Source organism: Sedimentibacter hydroxybenzoicus DSM 7310 (genome assembly GCF_013403245.1).
GTDB classification, from domain to species: Bacteria; Bacillota; Clostridia; order Tissierellales; family Sedimentibacteraceae; genus Sedimentibacter; species Sedimentibacter hydroxybenzoicus.
The window spans coordinates 329,237-347,193 of record NZ_JACBNQ010000001.1 but is presented as its reverse complement, the minus strand read 5'-3'; the positions used below and the strand labels follow the sequence as shown (position 1 = coordinate 347,193).

The 17,957-nt window shown below is 34.5% G+C and carries 29 protein-coding genes and 1 pseudogene; 10 read left to right on the top strand and 20 right to left on the bottom strand.

Annotated elements, in window-relative coordinates:
• The first annotated feature begins 49 nt into the window (after positions 1 to 49).
• The 3 genes and pseudogenes from HZF24_RS01685 to HZF24_RS01675 all read left to right on the top strand — a co-directional run.
• Positions 50 to 598, top strand: a complete 549-nt coding sequence (locus HZF24_RS01685) for a flavodoxin family protein (RefSeq protein ID WP_179236519.1) — start codon at positions 50 to 52, stop codon at positions 596 to 598.
• 12 nt (positions 599 to 610) lie between these two features.
• Complete coding sequence (locus tag HZF24_RS01680; RefSeq protein WP_179236518.1) at positions 611 to 823, top strand: hypothetical protein; 213 nt, start codon at positions 611 to 613, stop codon at positions 821 to 823.
• A 56-nt stretch (positions 824 to 879) separates the two neighbouring features.
• Positions 880 to 1,081, top strand: a pseudogene (locus tag HZF24_RS01675) (aldo/keto reductase); the annotation flags it as partial.
• A 43-nt stretch (positions 1,082 to 1,124) separates the two neighbouring features.
• Here HZF24_RS01675 and HZF24_RS01670 read toward each other — a convergent pair.
• From HZF24_RS01670 to HZF24_RS01635, 9 genes are all read right to left on the bottom strand, one after another.
• Positions 1,125 to 1,463 (bottom strand): hypothetical protein, encoded by a 339-nt coding sequence (locus HZF24_RS01670; RefSeq protein WP_179236517.1) that lies wholly within the window; start codon positions 1,461 to 1,463, stop codon positions 1,125 to 1,127.
• Complete coding sequence (locus HZF24_RS19160; protein WP_281372234.1) at positions 1,460 to 1,588, bottom strand: hypothetical protein; 129 nt, start codon at positions 1,586 to 1,588, stop codon at positions 1,460 to 1,462. Before HZF24_RS19160 ends, HZF24_RS01670 begins: the two co-directional genes overlap by 4 nt.
• 162 nt (positions 1,589 to 1,750) lie before the next feature.
• On the bottom strand, positions 1,751 to 1,972 hold the full coding sequence (locus tag HZF24_RS01665; RefSeq protein ID WP_179236516.1) for a hypothetical protein: 222 nt from the start codon (positions 1,970 to 1,972) through the stop codon (positions 1,751 to 1,753).
• Positions 1,959 to 2,408: a twitching motility protein PilT gene (locus HZF24_RS01660; RefSeq protein WP_246345906.1), complete on the bottom strand. Its 450-nt coding sequence runs from the start codon at positions 2,406 to 2,408 to the stop codon at positions 1,959 to 1,961. The genes HZF24_RS01665 and HZF24_RS01660 overlap by 14 nt, the downstream gene beginning before the upstream one ends.
• Positions 2,409 to 2,582: 174 nt before the next feature.
• The gene (locus HZF24_RS01655) at positions 2,583 to 3,419 is read right to left on the bottom strand and encodes a CPBP family intramembrane glutamic endopeptidase (RefSeq protein WP_179236514.1); all 837 of its coding nucleotides are present in this window, start codon (positions 3,417 to 3,419) and stop codon (positions 2,583 to 2,585) included.
• A gap of 40 nt (positions 3,420 to 3,459) precedes the next feature.
• Complete coding sequence (locus HZF24_RS01650; RefSeq protein ID WP_179236513.1) at positions 3,460 to 3,612, bottom strand: hypothetical protein; 153 nt, start codon at positions 3,610 to 3,612, stop codon at positions 3,460 to 3,462.
• 67 nt (positions 3,613 to 3,679) lie between these two features.
• Positions 3,680 to 4,537, bottom strand: a complete 858-nt coding sequence (dinD, locus tag HZF24_RS01645; protein ID WP_179236512.1) for a DNA damage-inducible protein D — start codon at positions 4,535 to 4,537, stop codon at positions 3,680 to 3,682.
• A gap of 266 nt (positions 4,538 to 4,803) precedes the next feature.
• On the bottom strand, positions 4,804 to 5,646 hold the full coding sequence (locus tag HZF24_RS01640; protein ID WP_179236511.1) for an alpha/beta fold hydrolase: 843 nt from the start codon (positions 5,644 to 5,646) through the stop codon (positions 4,804 to 4,806).
• 19 nt (positions 5,647 to 5,665) lie between these two features.
• On the bottom strand, positions 5,666 to 6,103 hold the full coding sequence (locus HZF24_RS01635; RefSeq protein WP_179236510.1) for a helix-turn-helix domain-containing protein: 438 nt from the start codon (positions 6,101 to 6,103) through the stop codon (positions 5,666 to 5,668).
• A gap of 205 nt (positions 6,104 to 6,308) precedes the next feature.
• Here HZF24_RS01635 and HZF24_RS01630 point away from each other — a divergent pair, with 205 nt between their 5' ends.
• The 6 genes from HZF24_RS01630 (at position 6,309) to HZF24_RS01605 (ending at position 10,015) form a co-directional block, all read left to right on the top strand.
• Positions 6,309 to 6,980, top strand: a complete 672-nt coding sequence (locus HZF24_RS01630) for a response regulator transcription factor (RefSeq protein WP_179236509.1) — start codon at positions 6,309 to 6,311, stop codon at positions 6,978 to 6,980.
• The gene (locus HZF24_RS01625; protein WP_179236508.1) at positions 6,977 to 8,047 is read left to right on the top strand and encodes a HAMP domain-containing sensor histidine kinase; all 1,071 of its coding nucleotides are present in this window, start codon (positions 6,977 to 6,979) and stop codon (positions 8,045 to 8,047) included. Before HZF24_RS01630 ends, HZF24_RS01625 begins: the two co-directional genes overlap by 4 nt.
• 162 nt (positions 8,048 to 8,209) lie before the next feature.
• Entirely contained in the window at positions 8,210 to 8,578 is a 369-nt protein-coding gene (locus HZF24_RS01620) for a hypothetical protein (protein ID WP_179236507.1), read from the top strand.
• 50 nt (positions 8,579 to 8,628) lie between these two features.
• Complete coding sequence (locus HZF24_RS01615) at positions 8,629 to 9,234, top strand: hypothetical protein (protein WP_179236506.1); 606 nt, start codon at positions 8,629 to 8,631, stop codon at positions 9,232 to 9,234.
• Positions 9,235 to 9,249: 15 nt separating this feature from the next.
• Positions 9,250 to 9,492, top strand: coding sequence for a hypothetical protein (locus HZF24_RS01610; protein WP_218835233.1), 243 nt, complete (start codon positions 9,250 to 9,252; stop codon positions 9,490 to 9,492).
• Positions 9,485 to 10,015 carry a hypothetical protein gene (locus HZF24_RS01605; protein ID WP_179236505.1) on the top strand — a complete coding sequence of 177 codons (531 nt, stop codon included), beginning with the start codon at positions 9,485 to 9,487 and terminating at the stop codon, positions 10,013 to 10,015. The genes HZF24_RS01610 and HZF24_RS01605 overlap by 8 nt, the downstream gene beginning before the upstream one ends.
• Before the next feature lie 352 nt (positions 10,016 to 10,367).
• Here HZF24_RS01605 and HZF24_RS01600 read toward each other — a convergent pair whose 3' ends face one another.
• Positions 10,368 to 11,225: a BRO-N domain-containing protein gene (locus tag HZF24_RS01600; protein WP_179236504.1), complete on the bottom strand. Its 858-nt coding sequence runs from the start codon at positions 11,223 to 11,225 to the stop codon at positions 10,368 to 10,370.
• Positions 11,226 to 11,461: 236 nt separating this feature from the next.
• Here HZF24_RS01600 and HZF24_RS01595 point away from each other — a divergent pair, with 236 nt between their 5' ends.
• Complete coding sequence (locus tag HZF24_RS01595; RefSeq protein WP_179236503.1) at positions 11,462 to 12,100, top strand: hypothetical protein; 639 nt, start codon at positions 11,462 to 11,464, stop codon at positions 12,098 to 12,100.
• Between the two features lie 49 nt (positions 12,101 to 12,149).
• On the opposite strand, the gene HZF24_RS18865 is transcribed toward HZF24_RS01595, so the two are convergent.
• The 10 genes from HZF24_RS18865 to HZF24_RS01545 form a co-directional block, all read right to left on the bottom strand.
• Positions 12,150 to 12,329 (bottom strand): DUF2922 domain-containing protein, encoded by a 180-nt coding sequence (locus tag HZF24_RS18865; protein WP_179236502.1) that lies wholly within the window; start codon positions 12,327 to 12,329, stop codon positions 12,150 to 12,152.
• Between the two features lie 64 nt (positions 12,330 to 12,393).
• On the bottom strand, positions 12,394 to 12,618 hold the full coding sequence (locus tag HZF24_RS01585) for a DUF1659 domain-containing protein (RefSeq protein ID WP_179236501.1): 225 nt from the start codon (positions 12,616 to 12,618) through the stop codon (positions 12,394 to 12,396).
• 66 nt (positions 12,619 to 12,684) lie between these two features.
• Positions 12,685 to 13,365: a LytTR family DNA-binding domain-containing protein gene (locus tag HZF24_RS01580; RefSeq protein WP_179236500.1), complete on the bottom strand. Its 681-nt coding sequence runs from the start codon at positions 13,363 to 13,365 to the stop codon at positions 12,685 to 12,687.
• A 199-nt stretch (positions 13,366 to 13,564) separates the two neighbouring features.
• The gene (locus HZF24_RS01575; RefSeq protein WP_179236499.1) at positions 13,565 to 14,251 is read right to left on the bottom strand and encodes a LytTR family DNA-binding domain-containing protein; all 687 of its coding nucleotides are present in this window, start codon (positions 14,249 to 14,251) and stop codon (positions 13,565 to 13,567) included.
• A 209-nt stretch (positions 14,252 to 14,460) separates the two neighbouring features.
• Positions 14,461 to 14,766, bottom strand: a complete 306-nt coding sequence (locus tag HZF24_RS01570; RefSeq protein WP_179236498.1) for a helix-turn-helix domain-containing protein — start codon at positions 14,764 to 14,766, stop codon at positions 14,461 to 14,463.
• Between the two features lies 1 nt (position 14,767).
• Positions 14,768 to 15,127, bottom strand: a complete 360-nt coding sequence (locus tag HZF24_RS01565) for a type II toxin-antitoxin system RelE/ParE family toxin (protein ID WP_179236497.1) — start codon at positions 15,125 to 15,127, stop codon at positions 14,768 to 14,770.
• A 475-nt stretch (positions 15,128 to 15,602) separates the two neighbouring features.
• Positions 15,603 to 16,073 carry a hypothetical protein gene (locus tag HZF24_RS01560; protein WP_179236496.1) on the bottom strand — a complete coding sequence of 157 codons (471 nt, stop codon included), beginning with the start codon at positions 16,071 to 16,073 and terminating at the stop codon, positions 15,603 to 15,605.
• Between the two features lie 523 nt (positions 16,074 to 16,596).
• Complete coding sequence (locus HZF24_RS01555; RefSeq protein WP_179236495.1) at positions 16,597 to 16,905, bottom strand: hypothetical protein; 309 nt, start codon at positions 16,903 to 16,905, stop codon at positions 16,597 to 16,599.
• Positions 16,906 to 16,962: 57 nt separating this feature from the next.
• Positions 16,963 to 17,532, bottom strand: coding sequence for a hypothetical protein (locus tag HZF24_RS01550; protein WP_179236494.1), 570 nt, complete (start codon positions 17,530 to 17,532; stop codon positions 16,963 to 16,965).
• The gene (locus HZF24_RS01545; protein WP_179236493.1) at positions 17,529 to 17,945 is read right to left on the bottom strand and encodes a Mov34/MPN/PAD-1 family protein; all 417 of its coding nucleotides are present in this window, start codon (positions 17,943 to 17,945) and stop codon (positions 17,529 to 17,531) included. Before HZF24_RS01545 ends, HZF24_RS01550 begins: the two co-directional genes overlap by 4 nt.
• Positions 17,946 to 17,957 lie beyond the last annotated feature (12 nt).

Sequence of the window (17,957 nt, the reverse complement as noted above, 5' to 3'; positions counted from 1 at the left end):
GCTTTAGCGATATAATAAGGGCATAAAAAAGTTAAAAGGAGATAAATTAATGCGAAATATATTGGTTGTTGTAGGAAGTGGTATGAAATCCGGAAACACCTATCGGTTAACTGACGCTTTCTGCAAGGGAGCTGAAGAAGCAGGTCATGTGGTCAACAAAGTATTCCTTGGCGACAAGAAAATTGTAGGATGCAGCGGCTGCGGTGCATGTCAGAAAAATGGTAACAAATGTTCAATACAGGACTCTATGCAGGATATTTACCCTTCGTTTACACAATGTGATACGCTGCTGCTTGCATCTCCCCTGTATTTCTGGTCAGTTTCTGCCCAGACAAAAGCGTTTATTGAGCGCCTATATGCTATATCTAAAGAAGACAGCTATCCTCATAGAGACACATTGTTATTAATGACTGCAGGAGATGATAATTTCTGGACCTTTGAGCAGCCTGTTTCTTACTACAGATTTTTTACCAAAGCTTTGGGATGGACAGATGTAGGAATATACACAGCCGGTGGATGTGACGGTTGTGAAGGAAATAGACATATTGACGAAAAGCATTTGACAGCGGCATACAAAATGGGGCTATCACTTTCATAAGGAGGCACAGCTATGACAAATGTCAACAAAGAGAATATATACAGAAACCTTTTGGATGCAGGGTGCAGCCGGGATTTCGCAGATGATTTCATACATCTTGAGGATAAACAAAAGAAAATGAAGCTGCTGTCATGCCACAGATGTTCTCTCCTGGATAAAATCCACGAATATCAGAAGCAGCTGGACTGTCTGGACTATTTAATTTATTCAACAAAAAACAAGTAATACTATGAAATGAAAAGGAGTAAACAAAATGCAATATGTGAATTTAGGAAAATCAAGAGTCCCCGGCAGCAGTTGCCCTTGCATGGTTACTTCACAATCCTTCTGTAACCGCACCAATTATGGGACCGGAAACAGCAGAACAACTAAACCAGAATATTTCAAGCGCTGAATATTAGGTTATCTGACGAAACTCTCCATGAACTTGATGAAATCTGGCCCGGACCAGGTGGAGAAGCACCTCAGGCTTACGCTTGGTAGGAGGATTTAAATGAAGAAGAAAATTTCAATATTGATACTTGCATTATTTTTGATTACCCTTTTGGATAATTTCCGTATCTCCGTTTGTCAGATGTATTATAGTTTTTTTGTTATCACTTTGGAGGGAATCTATTTCTTCATAGGGAATTTTACGTGTTAAACCACGGTGAGTTACGGTATATTCTCCGTGAGAGTAAAAGCTTGCCAGCTCCGGATTTCTCATTAGCTTCTCATCTATTTCCTCATGAGTTGGCGGAAAACTCATAGTGCCTGTAACAACATGCAAAACAGGCATGCAGCTGTCTTTAATTACATAAGAGGTACTGCCGTCCAGACACACCACAATAAGTCTGTAGCTGCTGTTAAGCAGATAATTCTTCATGAGCTGCTGAGGATTTGATAAATAGTGAACATCGAAGGAAATGTTTTTTTCCTAAGAGGCTTCTGCAATGCTTCTTCCAGTATCTTACGCTCCTGTATGCTGCCGTACAATAGTATTTTAAGCATGAATACCACTCCTGTATAATATTGTTATCATTATATTCTCCAATACATACAGTTGTTACAGCTTGTTTTATCCTCTCCCTGAACAATTTCTCAAAACTTTCATTTAAAAAAATCAACACGTATTATTTATCCGTGTTGATTCTTTATCTGTATTTTCAATTTCTACATATTATCCCAATGTTTCTTTGCCTTGTTATATATTTCTTCCAAAGACATTTCATCAAATATTTCATCATCTATCTTTAAATAATCTTCTTTGCTTATGCCCTCCGACTGACGTATAAATCTTAAGAATCCCGAATACCCCAATTCTTTTATCAATGCTCTGGAACCTTTTTCTATTATTTCTCTGTCCGTATATTTACTTCTTTCATTCAATAACATCTATATCCATCTCCTTCCTGAGAAAATCTATGGGATTATATAGTTTAATATCCTTAATTACATCTTTAAGTTGATCTTTGTTATTTTCTATTGCTTTTATAAATTTATCATCACAAGTTATGAAATAATTACAATTCGCAAATGCTGCAGATGCAAGATGAAGTGCATCTTTATTTTTAATTTTTATTATATCTTTTGAAATTAATAAGATATTATCATCCGGATTCACTGATTCTTCACATATAGTTGAGATATTTCTAATATGCAGTTTTCTTTCTACAAATGGATTCATATTGTTTTCATATTCCAAAATAAAAGACCATATTAATTCATATTTCCCATGTTCAATCAATTCAAATAAAATATCTATTGCCATAGATTCAAATTTTATTCTCATTTGAGATTGATCATCAAATATTCTGTTGTATATATTCATATCAAAATATATCTTCATATTTATATCTCAACTCTCATATGTGGTATGATATATGTATTATATCACAATACGAATTTATTACAATAAAAAACAAAAAACCTACATGGAGAACCGCCCCTTATGACAGTCCCTATGACACCATGCTCAGAGAAATGCGTTGTAAAAGTCAGGCTTTTACCAAGTAAAATTTGCTACAATATTAGCCACAGAGTTTATTAATGCATGAGTAATCATACTCGTGCCTATGCTTTTGGAACGCCATGCTACTAAACCAAGGATTAATGCTGAGACAGGAACAATAATAAAGAAAGAATAATTATATTTCCCCAAATAATAAATATGGGCTAACATGAATAGCGCCGCCTGAAATATACATATCCACGAATTTCTCCAGTTCGCTTTTTTTAAGAATCCCCACAAAAAGCCTCTGAAAAGAGGTTCTTCAGTAACGGCAGCATTACTTAACTGAATAAAAAACGAACCCAAAACATAATAGATTGAAGGGTGATTTGGATTTCTTCCTCCGCCTTGGATGCTTGATACGAGCCCCAGCAGTACACCAACGCACATACCTGCAATAACCGCAATCAATAACCATAGCAATATCTCTTTGATGTCTTTTTTTTGTAATTTAGACCGGGCGAGAAGTAATGTAAGTAATAATAAAACGGAAATTACAATTTTAAAAATACTGGGATGTATCGTACCTGTTATTGCGGCTTTAGATAATAAATACGCACTCATGATTTGGGCAACAGGTGCAATAATTAATACGAAAAGCGAAAAAATATCTATATTATAATCAGACAAAGAATCGCGTTTTAGTATAATTAAAGCAGCGGTTATCAAGTATGTCCCGTTATAATATATATCATGAGCTACGCTGACTAAGATTCTAATTTTGTGATAAGACACTGAAATAATAAACGGGAAACGTAAAAAAATAAGCACCGATAGCAGTAATAAGAAAATATATTTTGATATTCTGTCTTTAGCAGGTATTGTATTCATAATACTTTTTTCCTTTCGAAGAAAAGGGTGTCCTTATGAATTATAAATGGTTCTCAATAAATAATTTGTCGCAAATAGTTATACTACTACCTGCCACGTCCTTCATTTGCATTTTACGATCCGATGCTTTCATTTTCAAAGCGTTGCAATTTGTATCACTTTCATTTCCTTCGTCTTTCATTCTTTTTTTCATTACACTACAATAAACTTGAGGATTCTCACTATCTATCAAAACGGACTCAACAAAATTGTCAGAGCGCCTACTCATCAAGCATTGGCAATTCTTTCTTTTCCTTCAGCTTCTTGAGCTGTTCTCTACCGATTTCTTCAATACTTTTTTCCGGAGTAGGTAAATCCTCCGGCATTGTACCTTCATTTTCTGCAATAGCTTTTCGTACAGTCTTTCCAACTTGATAATGAATACCACTTGCTTTTTCCAATCCCTTTGGCTCCTCACGTCGGAGTTTTGCATCGGTCTGTGTTATACGGAACAGATTTGCACCCAACTCTTCACTACCCATATGATCAAGAATTTTTTCATTTCTTTTGAGATTTTTCCGTTTATGAATATCTGCAGCGGTTAGTCCACCATATAATCCCATATAGCCTGCATTTTGAAATTGAGCATATTCCACTTGATCTGTAATACCTGCCTTATGTGCTGCCTCTGCAAGCATGTTATTCCAACTTGACACCTCTCCTCGTATAACAAGTCTTTTTTCATCCTCACCAAGTTCATTAAATCTGTCCGCAATTTCCTGTCTGCGAGTCTGGATAGCAAAATATGTTTGACCAAGAGCAATCGGTCCCTTTCGGGGATCTCCGTTCTGGACAATAAGATAGCAGGCATAACGCGAAAGCTCATAGTCTGCAATTTTTCTTTTTGCTCCTTTTGCTGCAGTTATCATTTTGCTGACCTCAGCAAAATGATCCGCACACTCAAAACCACTGTTATGGCAGGCAAGCATAGCCTTATCAATAACCTTTGTAAAATTTCGCCATTGGGTATATTCAAGAACATCGGAAAGCTCACGAGCATACCAAAACTCAATACCATTTTCATTGACGTGCTTTATGTTTTCAAACTGTTCATATTCTGATGCAATTAGTGTTGCCAATTTTCTAACCACCTTTCAATAATTTCTTACAAAGTTTATTATATCGAATATATGTTCTGTTTTTATTTTACTATAATTTGTAAATTATTGCAAGAAAAAGAGTTAAAGAAACAATATTCATTTTTCTTCAGACCGTCTTTTATATTAAATGCGTCTGTAATAATCCCATCCTAAAAAACACAAAAAATGCTCTGTCACCAGACCGAGCATTTTTTTAATTATAGCAGATAATAAAAATCTTTCTGTGATTTATAATTATATTGAATTTAGGAAATATCCCGAATAAATATTAATATTTCCTCCGACATCCCTACTAATGAATGACCTTTTTCCGGTAGTTCTACCACTTGACACTGTGGGATTTTTTTCAAAGCACGCGCGGCTGTTTCATCTGATTTAAGAATAACATCATTATTTCCAACAAATATCAGGCACGGCATAGAAAGTCTTTTGAGTTCTTCATCAGAAAGTACGGGAATAACTTCCTGCCGCACATTAAAAACTGACATAATTAACTTTTGATAATTCAGTCGAATTTCCGGAATTGGCATACCACCGTTTAGTTGTATTAATAGCTCGTTTATTCCGCTTTCACCTTTTGGAAGCAGTTCCATTGCAAGCAAACCAAAAGCCGGATTTTGTGAGCCGATACCCGCCGGTGCAAGCAGTACAAGTTTCTTTACTCTTTCCGGATATAGTGTTGAGAAACGTAAGGCTAACCAACCTCCCAATGAATTTCCTACAAGGTATGTGTCTTTAATGTTAAGTACATTAAGAACATCTAAAAGCCATTCGGCATAATCGTTACTATCAAGCGGAAGTTGATTTTCGTCACTTTGACCCGGCTCACCCGGTATATCAGGTGCAATAACATGATAATGTGGGGCGAATGCCATAATATCATCTAACCACATGGCAGAACTCATACTACTTCCATGAAGAAGTATAACCGTTGGCTTTTGGGTATCTCCTGCGGACAATGCGAAAGTATTCCCATAGCGTGTATGAACATTTATCCTTTCATAAGGAATGGTCAAATGCTCAAGCAGCATATTATAATAGCTTGTTACAGCGGTCTTACCGCTTTCTGAATTAAATGCTTTTTTCATAATTTCTCTCCAATTTAAATTAGTTTAAATCCTCTGTTACAACAGAGATTATTTCTATCATTTCTTTCATGAAATGAATATTTCCCCATAGAGCTATACGAACTTTATTTTCATGCTCTAAATACTGTATGTGCATTGTAGATTTACCGTATTCCTGTGGTTTACAATTCAATGCTGCTGTGAGCATACTGACAATACGGGTGCTTTCATCGAAATCATCAATTTGAATATCAATTACAGAAGATACGACAGCTTTATCTTGAGGGCGCGTAATAACATCAAGATTACGGTTATCTGTGCTTTCTGCAAAGATACTCAGATCGTGCCCGGTTACGCGCCAGCTTTTACCTATTTTGTTGGCTCGCAATTTTCCCTCTCGAATATAACGCTGTATAGTTTTAGGGTGAATGTTAAGCATTTTGGATATTTGCTCAACTGTATAATATTTTTCAGACATCTCATCACTCCTTATTATATCTTATTAATGTAATAATAAGTCATAATGGGTAACTTGTCAATGGAAAAATTTAAAACTGTTTTAGAAACTTATTAAATAGACATGAACAAAAGCTGAAATGCAGAATTTAATTTTAACAATTCTTAAACATAAATATGTTATAGTATATAGTAATCGTAATTTTCTTTTTTTGGAGGTTCAAATAATGATAAATATATTAGTAGTGGAAGATGATATAAAGCTAAATCAAATTGTATGTGCTTACCTGTCTGATAACGGGTATGCGGCGAAAGGCTGCCTTAATCCCAATGAGGCCTATGACTTAATGTATGGCAGACTGTATGACCTTATTATTTCGGATATCATGATGCCGGAAATTGACGGATTTGAATTTGCAGAAACTGTACGCTCTCTTAATAAAACTATCCCCATCCTCTTTATGACTGCACGTGATGATATATCTGCCAAGCAAAAAGGATTTCGTGCGGGAATAGATGATTACATGGTTAAGCCGGTTAATCTGGATGAACTCGTGTTGAGAGTTGCAGCATTACTCAGACGCGCAAATATTATAGATGAAAAAAGGCTGATGGTTGGTAATCTCACACTGGATGCAGATGCTCTTTCAGCCAGTGTTGATGATGAAGAAATACCGATAACTGTTCGTGAATTTAATATCCTTTTTAAACTGTTATCTTATCCCCAAAAGACATTTTCCCGTGCACAGCTTATGGATGAATTTTGGGGAATAGACAGTGATACAAGCTTGCGCGCCGTGGATGTTTATATTACAAAGCTGCGTGATAAATTTTCTGCTTGTAACGGATTTCAAATCATTACTGTTCACGGGTTAGGCTACAAGGCGGTGCTTAAATGAAAAAAAAGAAAGAACTCCCGGATAAACGTGTAAAATCTGCACATTTTTCCATAAAAGCCTATCTTGTAACTTACTTTGTTTTGCTGGTTCTTTCAGCCGGTCAATTTTTGATTTATGCTGAGTATATAGACTTTGGAACAATGCCCGTAGAATATATTTTGGGTATGCTCGGTTATTGGGGTCTGGTATCCGCTACGTTTATTTTAATTACTCATAGTCAAATACGAAAAAAATTTGATGCACCTATGAGAAAACTAAGTAAGGCGGCAAAGGAAGTAGCTGAGGGTGACTTTTCCGTATATTTGGAGCCGGTTCATACATCAGATAAATATGACTATGTTGATGCTATGTTTATAGATTTCAATAAAATGGTTGAGGAACTTGGAAGTATAGAAACCTTGACAAATGATTTTATCGCCAATGTTTCCCATGAAATTAAAACGCCTCTGTCTGTCATCCAAAATTATGCTGCTGCTCTGCAAAAAGACAATTTATCGGAGGAAGTACGAAAGGAGTACAGTAATACCATCATTACCGCTTCTCGAAAGCTGAATACTCTTGTTGTGAATATCCTTCGTCTTAACAAGCTGGATAATCAGGATATTACATTACCGGAAAAGTCCTATGACATATGTAAGCAATTGTGCGATTGCGCTTTGCAGTTTGAGTACTTATGGGAAGAAAAAAACATTGAATTTACTGCTGACATCGAGGATAAAGCAATGATAAGAGCAGACGAAGGAATGTTGGAAATCGTATGGCAGAATCTCCTTTCCAACGCACTTAAATTCACTGAACCTGGCGGTAAAGTGTCACTCATACAAACTTCCGAAGAAGATTCAATTATTGTTTCAATTATTGATACAGGCTGTGGGATGGATAAGGAAACCATGAAGCGTGCCTTCGACAAATTTTATCAGGGTGATACTTCCCATTCTTCCGAAGGAAACGGTCTTGGTCTTGCTCTTGCCTATAGAGTAATACAAAAAATGGGAGGAACTCTGACAGTAGAAAGTGTGTCGGGCAAAGGAAGCACATTCACCGTTACTATACCCGTTGTGAATTAAGGATTTAGAGCACGGTAGTTTCTAAAAAATATATTAGTTTTATAAATCAAGTCCATTTGATGGGCTTTTTTTATTTTAATATTTCTCAAACAATTCTCAGACATTACACAAACAATCAGATTGTAACATGTATACATCAATAAAAAAAGAGAGGTTAAAACAATGAAAAAAAGTAGTTTCGTCGCAATGATTATGGGAACCATAGGTGGTATTTTATTTGCTATTGGCATGTGCATGTGCCTATTAACAGAATGGAATGCCTTTACTCCAGGTATTGTTATGGGTGGTGTTGGTCTTGCAGTGCTTCTGGCAATGGTGATTGTATGGCGCAGGATGGAAGGCATAGCGCCGATTGAGCTTAACGGGAAAACAATAGGAACTGTGCTGCTTGGCATAATAGGTGCACTGCTGCTTGGTGTTGGAATGTGTCTGACGATGGTATGGAACCAGCTTATATTTGGTATTATTGTTGGTATTGTCGGCATCATCATGCTTCTCAGCCTAATTCCACTCATTAAAGGCTTGAGATAAAATCGACATGATATACCATAGAATTTATTAATTAAAAAAGGAGAAATAAAATGACTAATAAGGATAATTTTGTTGCATATGAGTACAAGAACATTACGGTTGGACGTAATTACGCAGCATTATATACGGATTGCCTGAGCAATTTCGGCTGGATGCTGATTGAAGAATATGAGTATGGTTATCGTCCTGTTTTGACGAACGGAAACACTATTAATAAAAATTTGAATCTTCATATTCATTCTATACAAACACCTCCCGATAAGGTGGATGGTCCGGATATGGTGACATTAAAATTCAAGCGTGATCGCCATATCAACAATAAACTTGAAATTGACAGGCTTGAACGCAAATGCGAAGAGGCATTATCTGCAATTGGTAATATAGAAAGAAGGAACAGCGCTCATACAATGGGCACTTCTTTAGGAGCAGGAATTATCGGCGCAGTATTTATTGGACTCGCAATATACAGCTTTATTTCTTCAAACATAGCTATAGGAGTATTCTTAACAATCATAGGTCTTGTTGGATGGGGAATCGGATTCTTTTCCTACCATAAAATCGGTCAAAAAAAATCCATTCAAACAGAACCGATTATTCAGGAACAATTCGACATCGCATACAGTGCCTGTGAACAGGCTCACACCCTATTAGTTTAACGAGGAGGAATTTTCGTGAACAAATTTATGAAAACAAACAAGAAAATCGAAAAGACTGTAGTTTCCGGATACAAGAATATTGAAAAAGGTGTAGTAGACGGCTATAAAAAAATTGAAGAATCTGTAGTGAATGGCTATAAAAAAATTGAAAACAAGTTCGTTGAAACTTTTCTGACACCATATGTAGATACCTCAGGAGAGAAAGGAGACGACGAAACAATCAGACAAGCCCCTGAAAGGAGTGAAGACGATGAATGAGTCAGCGTCGGGTGAGGGTAATTTTATAGGGTATGAGTATCGTGATGTCACCGTAGACCGCAGCATGGTATCTATGTATGCAGACGGATATCAAAACTTTGGATGGATTTTGGACGGTACATTAACACCACAGACCGGTCTGAACAATATTACCTTGAAATTCAAGCGTGACAGAAAAATCCGGAACAAGGCAGAGCTCACCCGCTTACAGCGTCAATTTGATGCTTGTATAAATGAAATACAGATCATGGAAAAATCCAAGACTGCAAGTGCATCTATTATAGCATTTACTATAGGCTTGGTCGGAACAGCTTTGTTAGCCGGGGCCACCTTCTCTTTTCTTGGAGGGTTAATTGTTCTTTGCATCATTTTGGCGATACCTGGCTTTATCGGCTGGATTCTCCCGTACTTTTTATACAATTCAACTTATGCAAAGAAAGCTGCACAATTCTCACCTTTGATTGACAGCAAGCATGACGAGATTTATGAGATATGTAAACGTGCAAATGAGTTGCTTTCATAATAAAAAATGTTATTGATGTATCACTTGCCACACTGTTGGTTAATGCCGGCAAAGTGACAATGATTCTTTAAAATAAAAATATGTCAATATTAAAAAGAAAGGAGATAATTTTATGAACCCTGTTGTAATCGTGGTTGCACTTGTCGCTGTTGTAGCGGTTGGCATCGGTGTTGTTGTCAAAAGGAATAAATAGATAACTAATGTTTTTTCAACCATAGCGGCTTAAATAATTAATTTTAGCCGCTATTTTATAAAAATTTAATAACACGTCACATATTACAGTATTACAGCTTATCTTTAGAAAACAAGTCATAATTCACATCATCCATGCCTTGAGCAATATATCATTCTGCTATTTCTCTGTTTTCTTATCTTCGGTAATGGCAATTTCTAATACTTTAGTAAAATCAACAGCACTCTTTTCAGTAAGTACTGGCTTACCTGTTGTATCTTCAATTTCTTTACGTGCATTTCCTGCGATAGTGCCGCCCTTTATAGCAACCTGCCTGTTTTCATCAAAATTTTCAGGTTCAACTGATTTTGATAATTCCGTAGTGGTTGCTTCAGCTAACATATTTAACACAATCTCTAAAGTAGACATATTATCTCTCAAATTTTCTTTAGTAAGTCTCTTAAGCTGTTTATACTGTCTGGTATTCAGACCTGCCCACGCTTTTGTAATCTCATCCGTAAGTATCGCATATTCAACACCTTTTTCAACACCTCTGTTTTCCCATTCATCCGTTAATTCCTTACGTACCTGAATTGACTGTAATCTTTGATTTATCCATTCACGGGAATACCCTTTTTTAATATATGTCTCCAATGCCCTGTCAATAGTAAGCTCAGGATCTATAGTCTCGTCTATCCTTTCACTACCAACATATGCCAGCCACATTTTGAACGGTTCTGCTTTAGGTGACGGTATTGATTGAATGATTCGCAAAAGCTGTTCTGTATCTGCCACATCAGTCATTCGCATTTTTCCATCCGATGCCTTCATTTTCAACTGTACGATATTTTCGTACGTTTCATTTCCTTCATTTTTTAATTTATTTTTTAAATCACTCCAATATCGTCTGGGTTCCTTACTATCTGTCAATACAGCTATCACATCAACAATAGAAAAATACAGTACTCCTTTTTTCTCGTCCCATTCCGTACGAATTTTCTTGTTTTCAAATAATTGAATTTTATCTTTTTCATCCAAAACAGTATACCTCCAAAGCTTATTTCGTCGAATATATGTTCTGATTTCATTTTACTATAATATATAAATTTTTGCAAGAAAAAATCAAGGAAATACATGCATTGTTAATTGCACTCTTGAAGATTGCGCTTTACAATGTTAAACTTTTCTATACTACCTTGTAAAACTTTTTTGAAATGGTAGTAAGGAAATTTAGCATTTGGTTATCGAATTTATAGTAGGCGGTGAAATACGAAATGAAATCCATAAACACACAGGGAATTACCCATTTTGAACTTTTAAACGGCAGTTGTGAATGGTATTGGGGAACAGATTATATTCATGGTGACTTGTACGAAGCAGAAGAACTGTTTAAAATGGGACATAAAGTAAAATCAAACAAACTTCTGTTTATTCACTATCCTGACGGAAGCGTCGTCGAGCCTGTCAAGCCGCAAGACGGACAATATTTTGGATGTCCGATATATTGCGACAACCATATTATTATTTTGCTTGTTGATTTTCTTAATAAACAAATAAAACTGGTGCAATATGATGACAAATCAAATAAAACTACTCTTTTAACTGTAATTCCTCTTGTAGATGTGAAGGATCGTTATAATTTATTGTTAAAACAATACCCACTTATGCTGACCCGTCAAGGCAATGAAGGTAAATTTGAAATGATATATCCTGAAAAAATGGAATTTGAAATAACACCTAATGAAAGCTTTTATTTCAGAGAAAATGAAAAATTGTTTTTTTTGGCATGGTATGAGGATCCCGACTACCGGGAGGAAGTTATTGTGCGGGAAATTTTCACAGGGAGAATTTTAGATAAGATTTCGGGGGCTATTCAGTCTATGCCGGATGGTCAAAAGTGGATTTTGAGTTAAGTTAAAATGATTTTATGTTCGTAAAGGGGGGCTTGTCCGCCCCCTTTATTTATAACAATTTATTTGTCGTAATCGTTATGATTTCTGCGGATGCCTTCTCCTTCAGACCGCCTTTTATATCAAATGCGTCTGCAGCAATTATATCATCCATAACAGCACCTACCTGTACTGCCGTCAATTCATCCAATGGATCATCTATATTAACAGGAGAAGGTACCGCCTTCCGCACATTTGAATGACATAGTCAATTTCGTAGACATAGCATCACCCCCTTGCATTCAGGTTCATATTGATTATTGCTCTAAAAGCATATACTCTTCATATTTTATAATATTTGTCAGAGAATGCTTTTGGAGAGAAGCAGCCTTTTTCGCAATGTCAAACAATACTTCATCTTCAGCTTCAGACCTTGCTTTATCCATGGTCTTATATTTTGTAATTTGCTTATTATTATCATCAAGACCTGCGTTCAGCACTAATCTGATCTTACTATTTTTGTGGATTTTAATTATCGCCATAACCTCACATCCTTTCGCCACATTATATACACATACTGAAAAAAAGTGACAAGCAGTGGCAAAACATCAGTAGTTAAACACGTTAACGCCCGCAATTGAAAGAGAAAGCGACTTGAAATACCGCTTTTCTCCGATTCTTGACATTGGGATTTCCGCGCCGGACTTTGTTAAGATAGTTTTATAGTCATCACTTACCTGCTCAATATTAAAAAAATTAACAATAACTCCCTTGCTGCATTTTATAAAATAATTTGCGTCAAGCTCGGCAAATATCCTGGAAATTGAATCCGGTACCTCCATAGTTTCTCCGCTTTGCAGGAAAAACACTGATTTTGTATTGTCCCTATAAATACATTCGATGTCCGAGTGTTGTATCAGTCTGGACATTTTTGCATTTTTTGCCGCATATATACCGTAGGGGCATGAGTGTGACGATTTAACTGCTTCAAGCATATGATCGGAAAGCTCCTTTTGTGTCAAAGGGAAATTCATCTTACCGCAGGCGTAACGTGTAGTCTGTTGGTCAAAGTTTTTATACATTTTCATCATGTATGACACAGTGCCTTTTTCACTCACCATAAAAAGCCGGAAATCATTCTTAATCAAAAATTCCCTAAGGAATTGCTCTGAGTCTGAAATCAGATGTATCTCAAAGGGAATATTATTTTTATTAAAAAGCTTGGTCAATACACCTTCTATTTGTGTTAACTTTTTAGCGGATCCGTACAAAGCAATTTTATTATTCAAATTAATCATTCCTTATATTTTAATATATTTAATTTATACACAAATACTGCATAAATATTTTTGAGATTTTTGTTTTTGGAGAATGTGGTAATTTCAATTAATTTTTAATTTTTTCATCAAGGATTTATGTAGATTTCAGAGCAAATCCCGAAAAAATTTCCATTTTGTTTTTTTTGCATTTGGATATATATACATTTTTTTAATCATCAAGAGTTTTCAGGTCTGCCAGCTTCGAAACCGACATTGAATAGGCATCTGTAAATTTCTTAAAATATCCTTCTGTCATTATGACCTTGGCTCCTGACTTAAGCTCTATAATCCTGCTGCTTTTTTCCAAACGGTGTATTTCATAGATATTTCGTGTATTTACAATAACTCCGATGCAGCATTTAGCAAAATATTTTCTGTTAATTTCGGCATTTACCTTTCCTATACCCTTTTGGATAATTTCCGTATCTCCGTTTGTCAGATGTATTATAGTTTTTTTGTTATCACTTTGGAGGTAATCTATTTCTTCATAGGGAATTTTATGTGTTAAACCACGGTGAGTTACGGTATATTCTCCGTGGGAGTAAAAGCTTGCAAGCTCCGGGTTTCTCATAAGCCTTTCGTCTATTTCCTCAGGAGTCGGAGGAAAACTCATAGTGCCTGTAACAATATGAGAAACAGGCATGCAGCCGTCTTTAATTACATAAGAGGTACTGCAGTCCAGACACGCAACAATAAGTCTGTAGCTGCTGTTAAGAAGATAATTCTTCATGAGCTGCTGAGGGTTTGATAAATAGTGAATATTGAAGGAAATGTTTTTTTCCCTAAGAGGCTTCTGCAATGCGTCCTCCAGTATCTTACGCTCCTGTGTACTGCCGTACAATAGTATTTTAAGCATGAATACCACTCCTGTATAATATTGTTATCATTATATTCTTCAATACATAAAGTTGTTACAGCTTGTTTCATCTTTTCCCTGAACAATTACTCAAAACTTTCATTTTAAAAAAATCAACACGTATTATTTATCCGTGTTGATTTTTTATCAGTATTTTCAATTTCTACATATTATCCCAATGTTTCTTTGCTTTGTTATATATTTCTAATCTACTGTTGGTTAAGTCCTGTTTGCTCCTGAATAGGAACCACAGCTAATGTTTTTCCTAATGGATGTAAAATTTTCAATATTGTTGTTAGCTGTGGGTCCATTCCATTATTTTCAAGTCTTGATATGAAAGTTTGGTTTACCCCGCTTATTGATTCTAATTCTGCCTGTGTAATTCCCTTTTCTTTACGGGCATCTAATATCTGTCCAATGATTTTTACTTTCAGTTCAATTTCATCTCTATCTTCCGGAGTTAATGAGTCGAGGTTCTCATATATCTCATCCCATTTTCTTGTTTTCGCTGCCATATCATTCACTCCTTTCCAAAAAGTCTTTTAAATTTCGCTTTGCCCTATCAATCTCTCTTTGTGGTGTTTTCTGTGTCTTCTTTATAAAGTGATGCAACAACACAAAAACATTATCTTTCCAATATATAAACAATATCCTATCGTTCATCGGTCTAAGCTCCCAAATATCGCCATCTAAATGCTTAGTAGCAGGCAACCCTGCTCTTGTTCCATAAGATTTTAATAATTCTATATATTCAGCTATCTTTTTTAGCCGCAAACGATGCTCCTTACTATTCTTCGCCTTTTTATTTAACTCTTCCAAATAATTAGCTATAGGAGAATCTCCGTTCTTATCTTCGTAAATTTCAATATTATACATAATAGTATTTCCTCTCTACTATATAATATAACTAATTCGTTCTATTTGTCAATGATTTTATATAGTTCACACCAATTACTACTCTCATAATAAATAATATATATTATGAGCTACGCTTACTAAGAAAATCAATCATGCTGCTTTTTCGTAAGAAATATGAATATATTACCTGCCTTTTCGTGCAAAATTTATACTCACCAACTTGCTTTTTCGTGATAGTTCATCTTCCAATATATATGGCAATGTTTCTATAATTGACTTTAAATTTTATTTTGAAGAGGAATATGATGATTTCAATTATCTTTTCAAGTAACATGGTGCCACGCAATTTGCATTAGATTCAGGAAATTAAAAACCTATCTTCATTTTGAACTGAACACCAAAGTTAAGTCGTACATTTAAATCTCTCGCGCAACTTCGAGTCAACTTGACCCGAAGCTACGCGAAACATATGATAACTGTTTACTATCTATGCTTATACAATGTAATTATCAACAAAATATTTTCTCATATCAACCATTTTTTCCGCGCATTCCAACGTCTCGGCATTCGGATTCTTAAATCTCATAGCGAGGTTGTCAGCACCTTTACAAACATTAACAAACTCTTTCCCGAATATTATTTCCGTTTTTCCCGGGTCGCAATCGACATCGTCACAATTTCCGCAGTAAACAACATTTGCCCAGGCGATTTCTTTCGTGCGCTCATCTATCGGAAACCCCTCATATTCGTTACTATAATCGCCCACAGTCCAGATACGCCACATATGCGACTTATCGTTTGGCGTATCTATGTAACACACAAGTTTACCCTTGTAGTGTATTTCATAATCCCCATTATAAACCATTTCATTTGCCCTTAAAAATTCCGCAAAATCCAATGCATTTTTCAATATATCGCCGGTAAAATATTCATTGAAAGCATCTTCAATCCTTTTTTCAGACATTGTTTTTTCCTCCATTTGTTACAAAAGTATCACTTCACATATATTATATAAGTTGACGTAATGTCAATGTCAATACTTTTTGAAAAAATTTACATTATTAATATTTACTAACATCGGACCTAGTGGTGCGATGTTAGATTAAGTTGTGATTTTTATAACTTAATTGTGATTGAACAAGGAGACAAAACTAAATATTTTTGTAGTCCAACATTAAAGTTATAAACTGGAAATAAAATTTGACATTGAATTTTTGCTATTAAGAATTTAGATTCTATAATAAAGTTATATACTAATTAAATAAAACCTATGTAACAGAATGCTTTTTTGTACAATAAAGTTGTAAACTTAACAAATTATTATTAACCCAAACGGAACTTTATTCATTATGCTCAACTCTGATATTAACAAATATACATACAGAATAGTTATATCAGAACAATAATGTGTACATGAATAGAATCTATTATATGATCAAACTCAAAAATTTATTTTACTTATTCTCTGGATGAAATCATATTAAACATTATAAATTCAGCAAGAACTCTGTATAATTGATAATGCTATCTGCTAAAGGACTTCTGTTAAATGGTCTTGCATTATTTTTATTGTATTTAGGATAACATCCATATCTTAACTTATATTTCGAAATCAAATATACTTCTAAAAATTCTGGGTCAAAATTAACATTGCAGCATACTAATATTTTTAATCTATTTCCAGAAATAATATCTTTATCCCAAATTTCTGGAGTATTATTTATATCACGACCTTGCCCATTAGGATACTCTTCAGATTTTACCGGAACCAAATGATCGGATAATCTAGTAAACACATGGGAGGCGTTTTACTCTTTACCTCTCCAAATCTAATTTAATTTCGATGTGTAAAATTAATAAATAGAATAATACACCATTATATATATAATCGGAACTAATATCGAAACAAATGATATCTTAAACCAAAATATAGACTTATTAATTTTTTCAATTTTAAAATTTCTTATTGCACTTACTTTCATCAATTCAATAGAGATCATTTTAATTAAATCATCATTGTTAATGATGTTTATCTTTTTTAAATATTCATCTACACTTATAGAAATTTTATTATCACTACTATTTAATAAGTACCATAAACTCTTCTTGTCGGTATCTTCAAATTTTATAAAATCACATGGATTCTCTAGTGCCTTTAAAGTTTTAAATCCATAAATAGCAGAAATTACAATCGCGATAAGATATAACAATATAGAAAATCCTATTATACATCCATGTATTGGAATACATCTAAAGTGGTTATAAACCAAAAGAGTATCTTTCCCTAAACTAATGAACATTGTTGTTATTAATCCAATGATAACAAATATAGAAGCAACCTTTGTATCTATATATCTTATATTATTTGTTGCATCATCAATTGCCTTATAAATAAATTCTGTTTTGTCTTTAAATTCAATCATATATCCTCCGTTAATTCAATTGTTAATTTCCGTATACTTTTATTAGTAAATAAAAATGCTGATATATCAATCTTGCCTTTGATAAGTAATACTAATTCAGGGAAATCTTCAATTAATTCAATCATAGCCTTCCTGTCAATATTACTAAATACTGTACTAATGCCAATATGTGTATGCCATTCACCTATATAATCGACTTCATAATTGCTTTTTTCAATAATATCAATCATAACATCTTTTATACCTAATATGTTTCTTACATATTTATTTCGACTTAATTTCTCAACATCAACATTAAAAATAATATTTGTTATCAAAATATCTTCATTAACTTTTTTCCCAAGTAATACTCCTCCTATTTCATAAGCTTTATATTCTGCATATAATTTGTTTAAAATTTGAATGTTTGTCATATTTATTAAAAT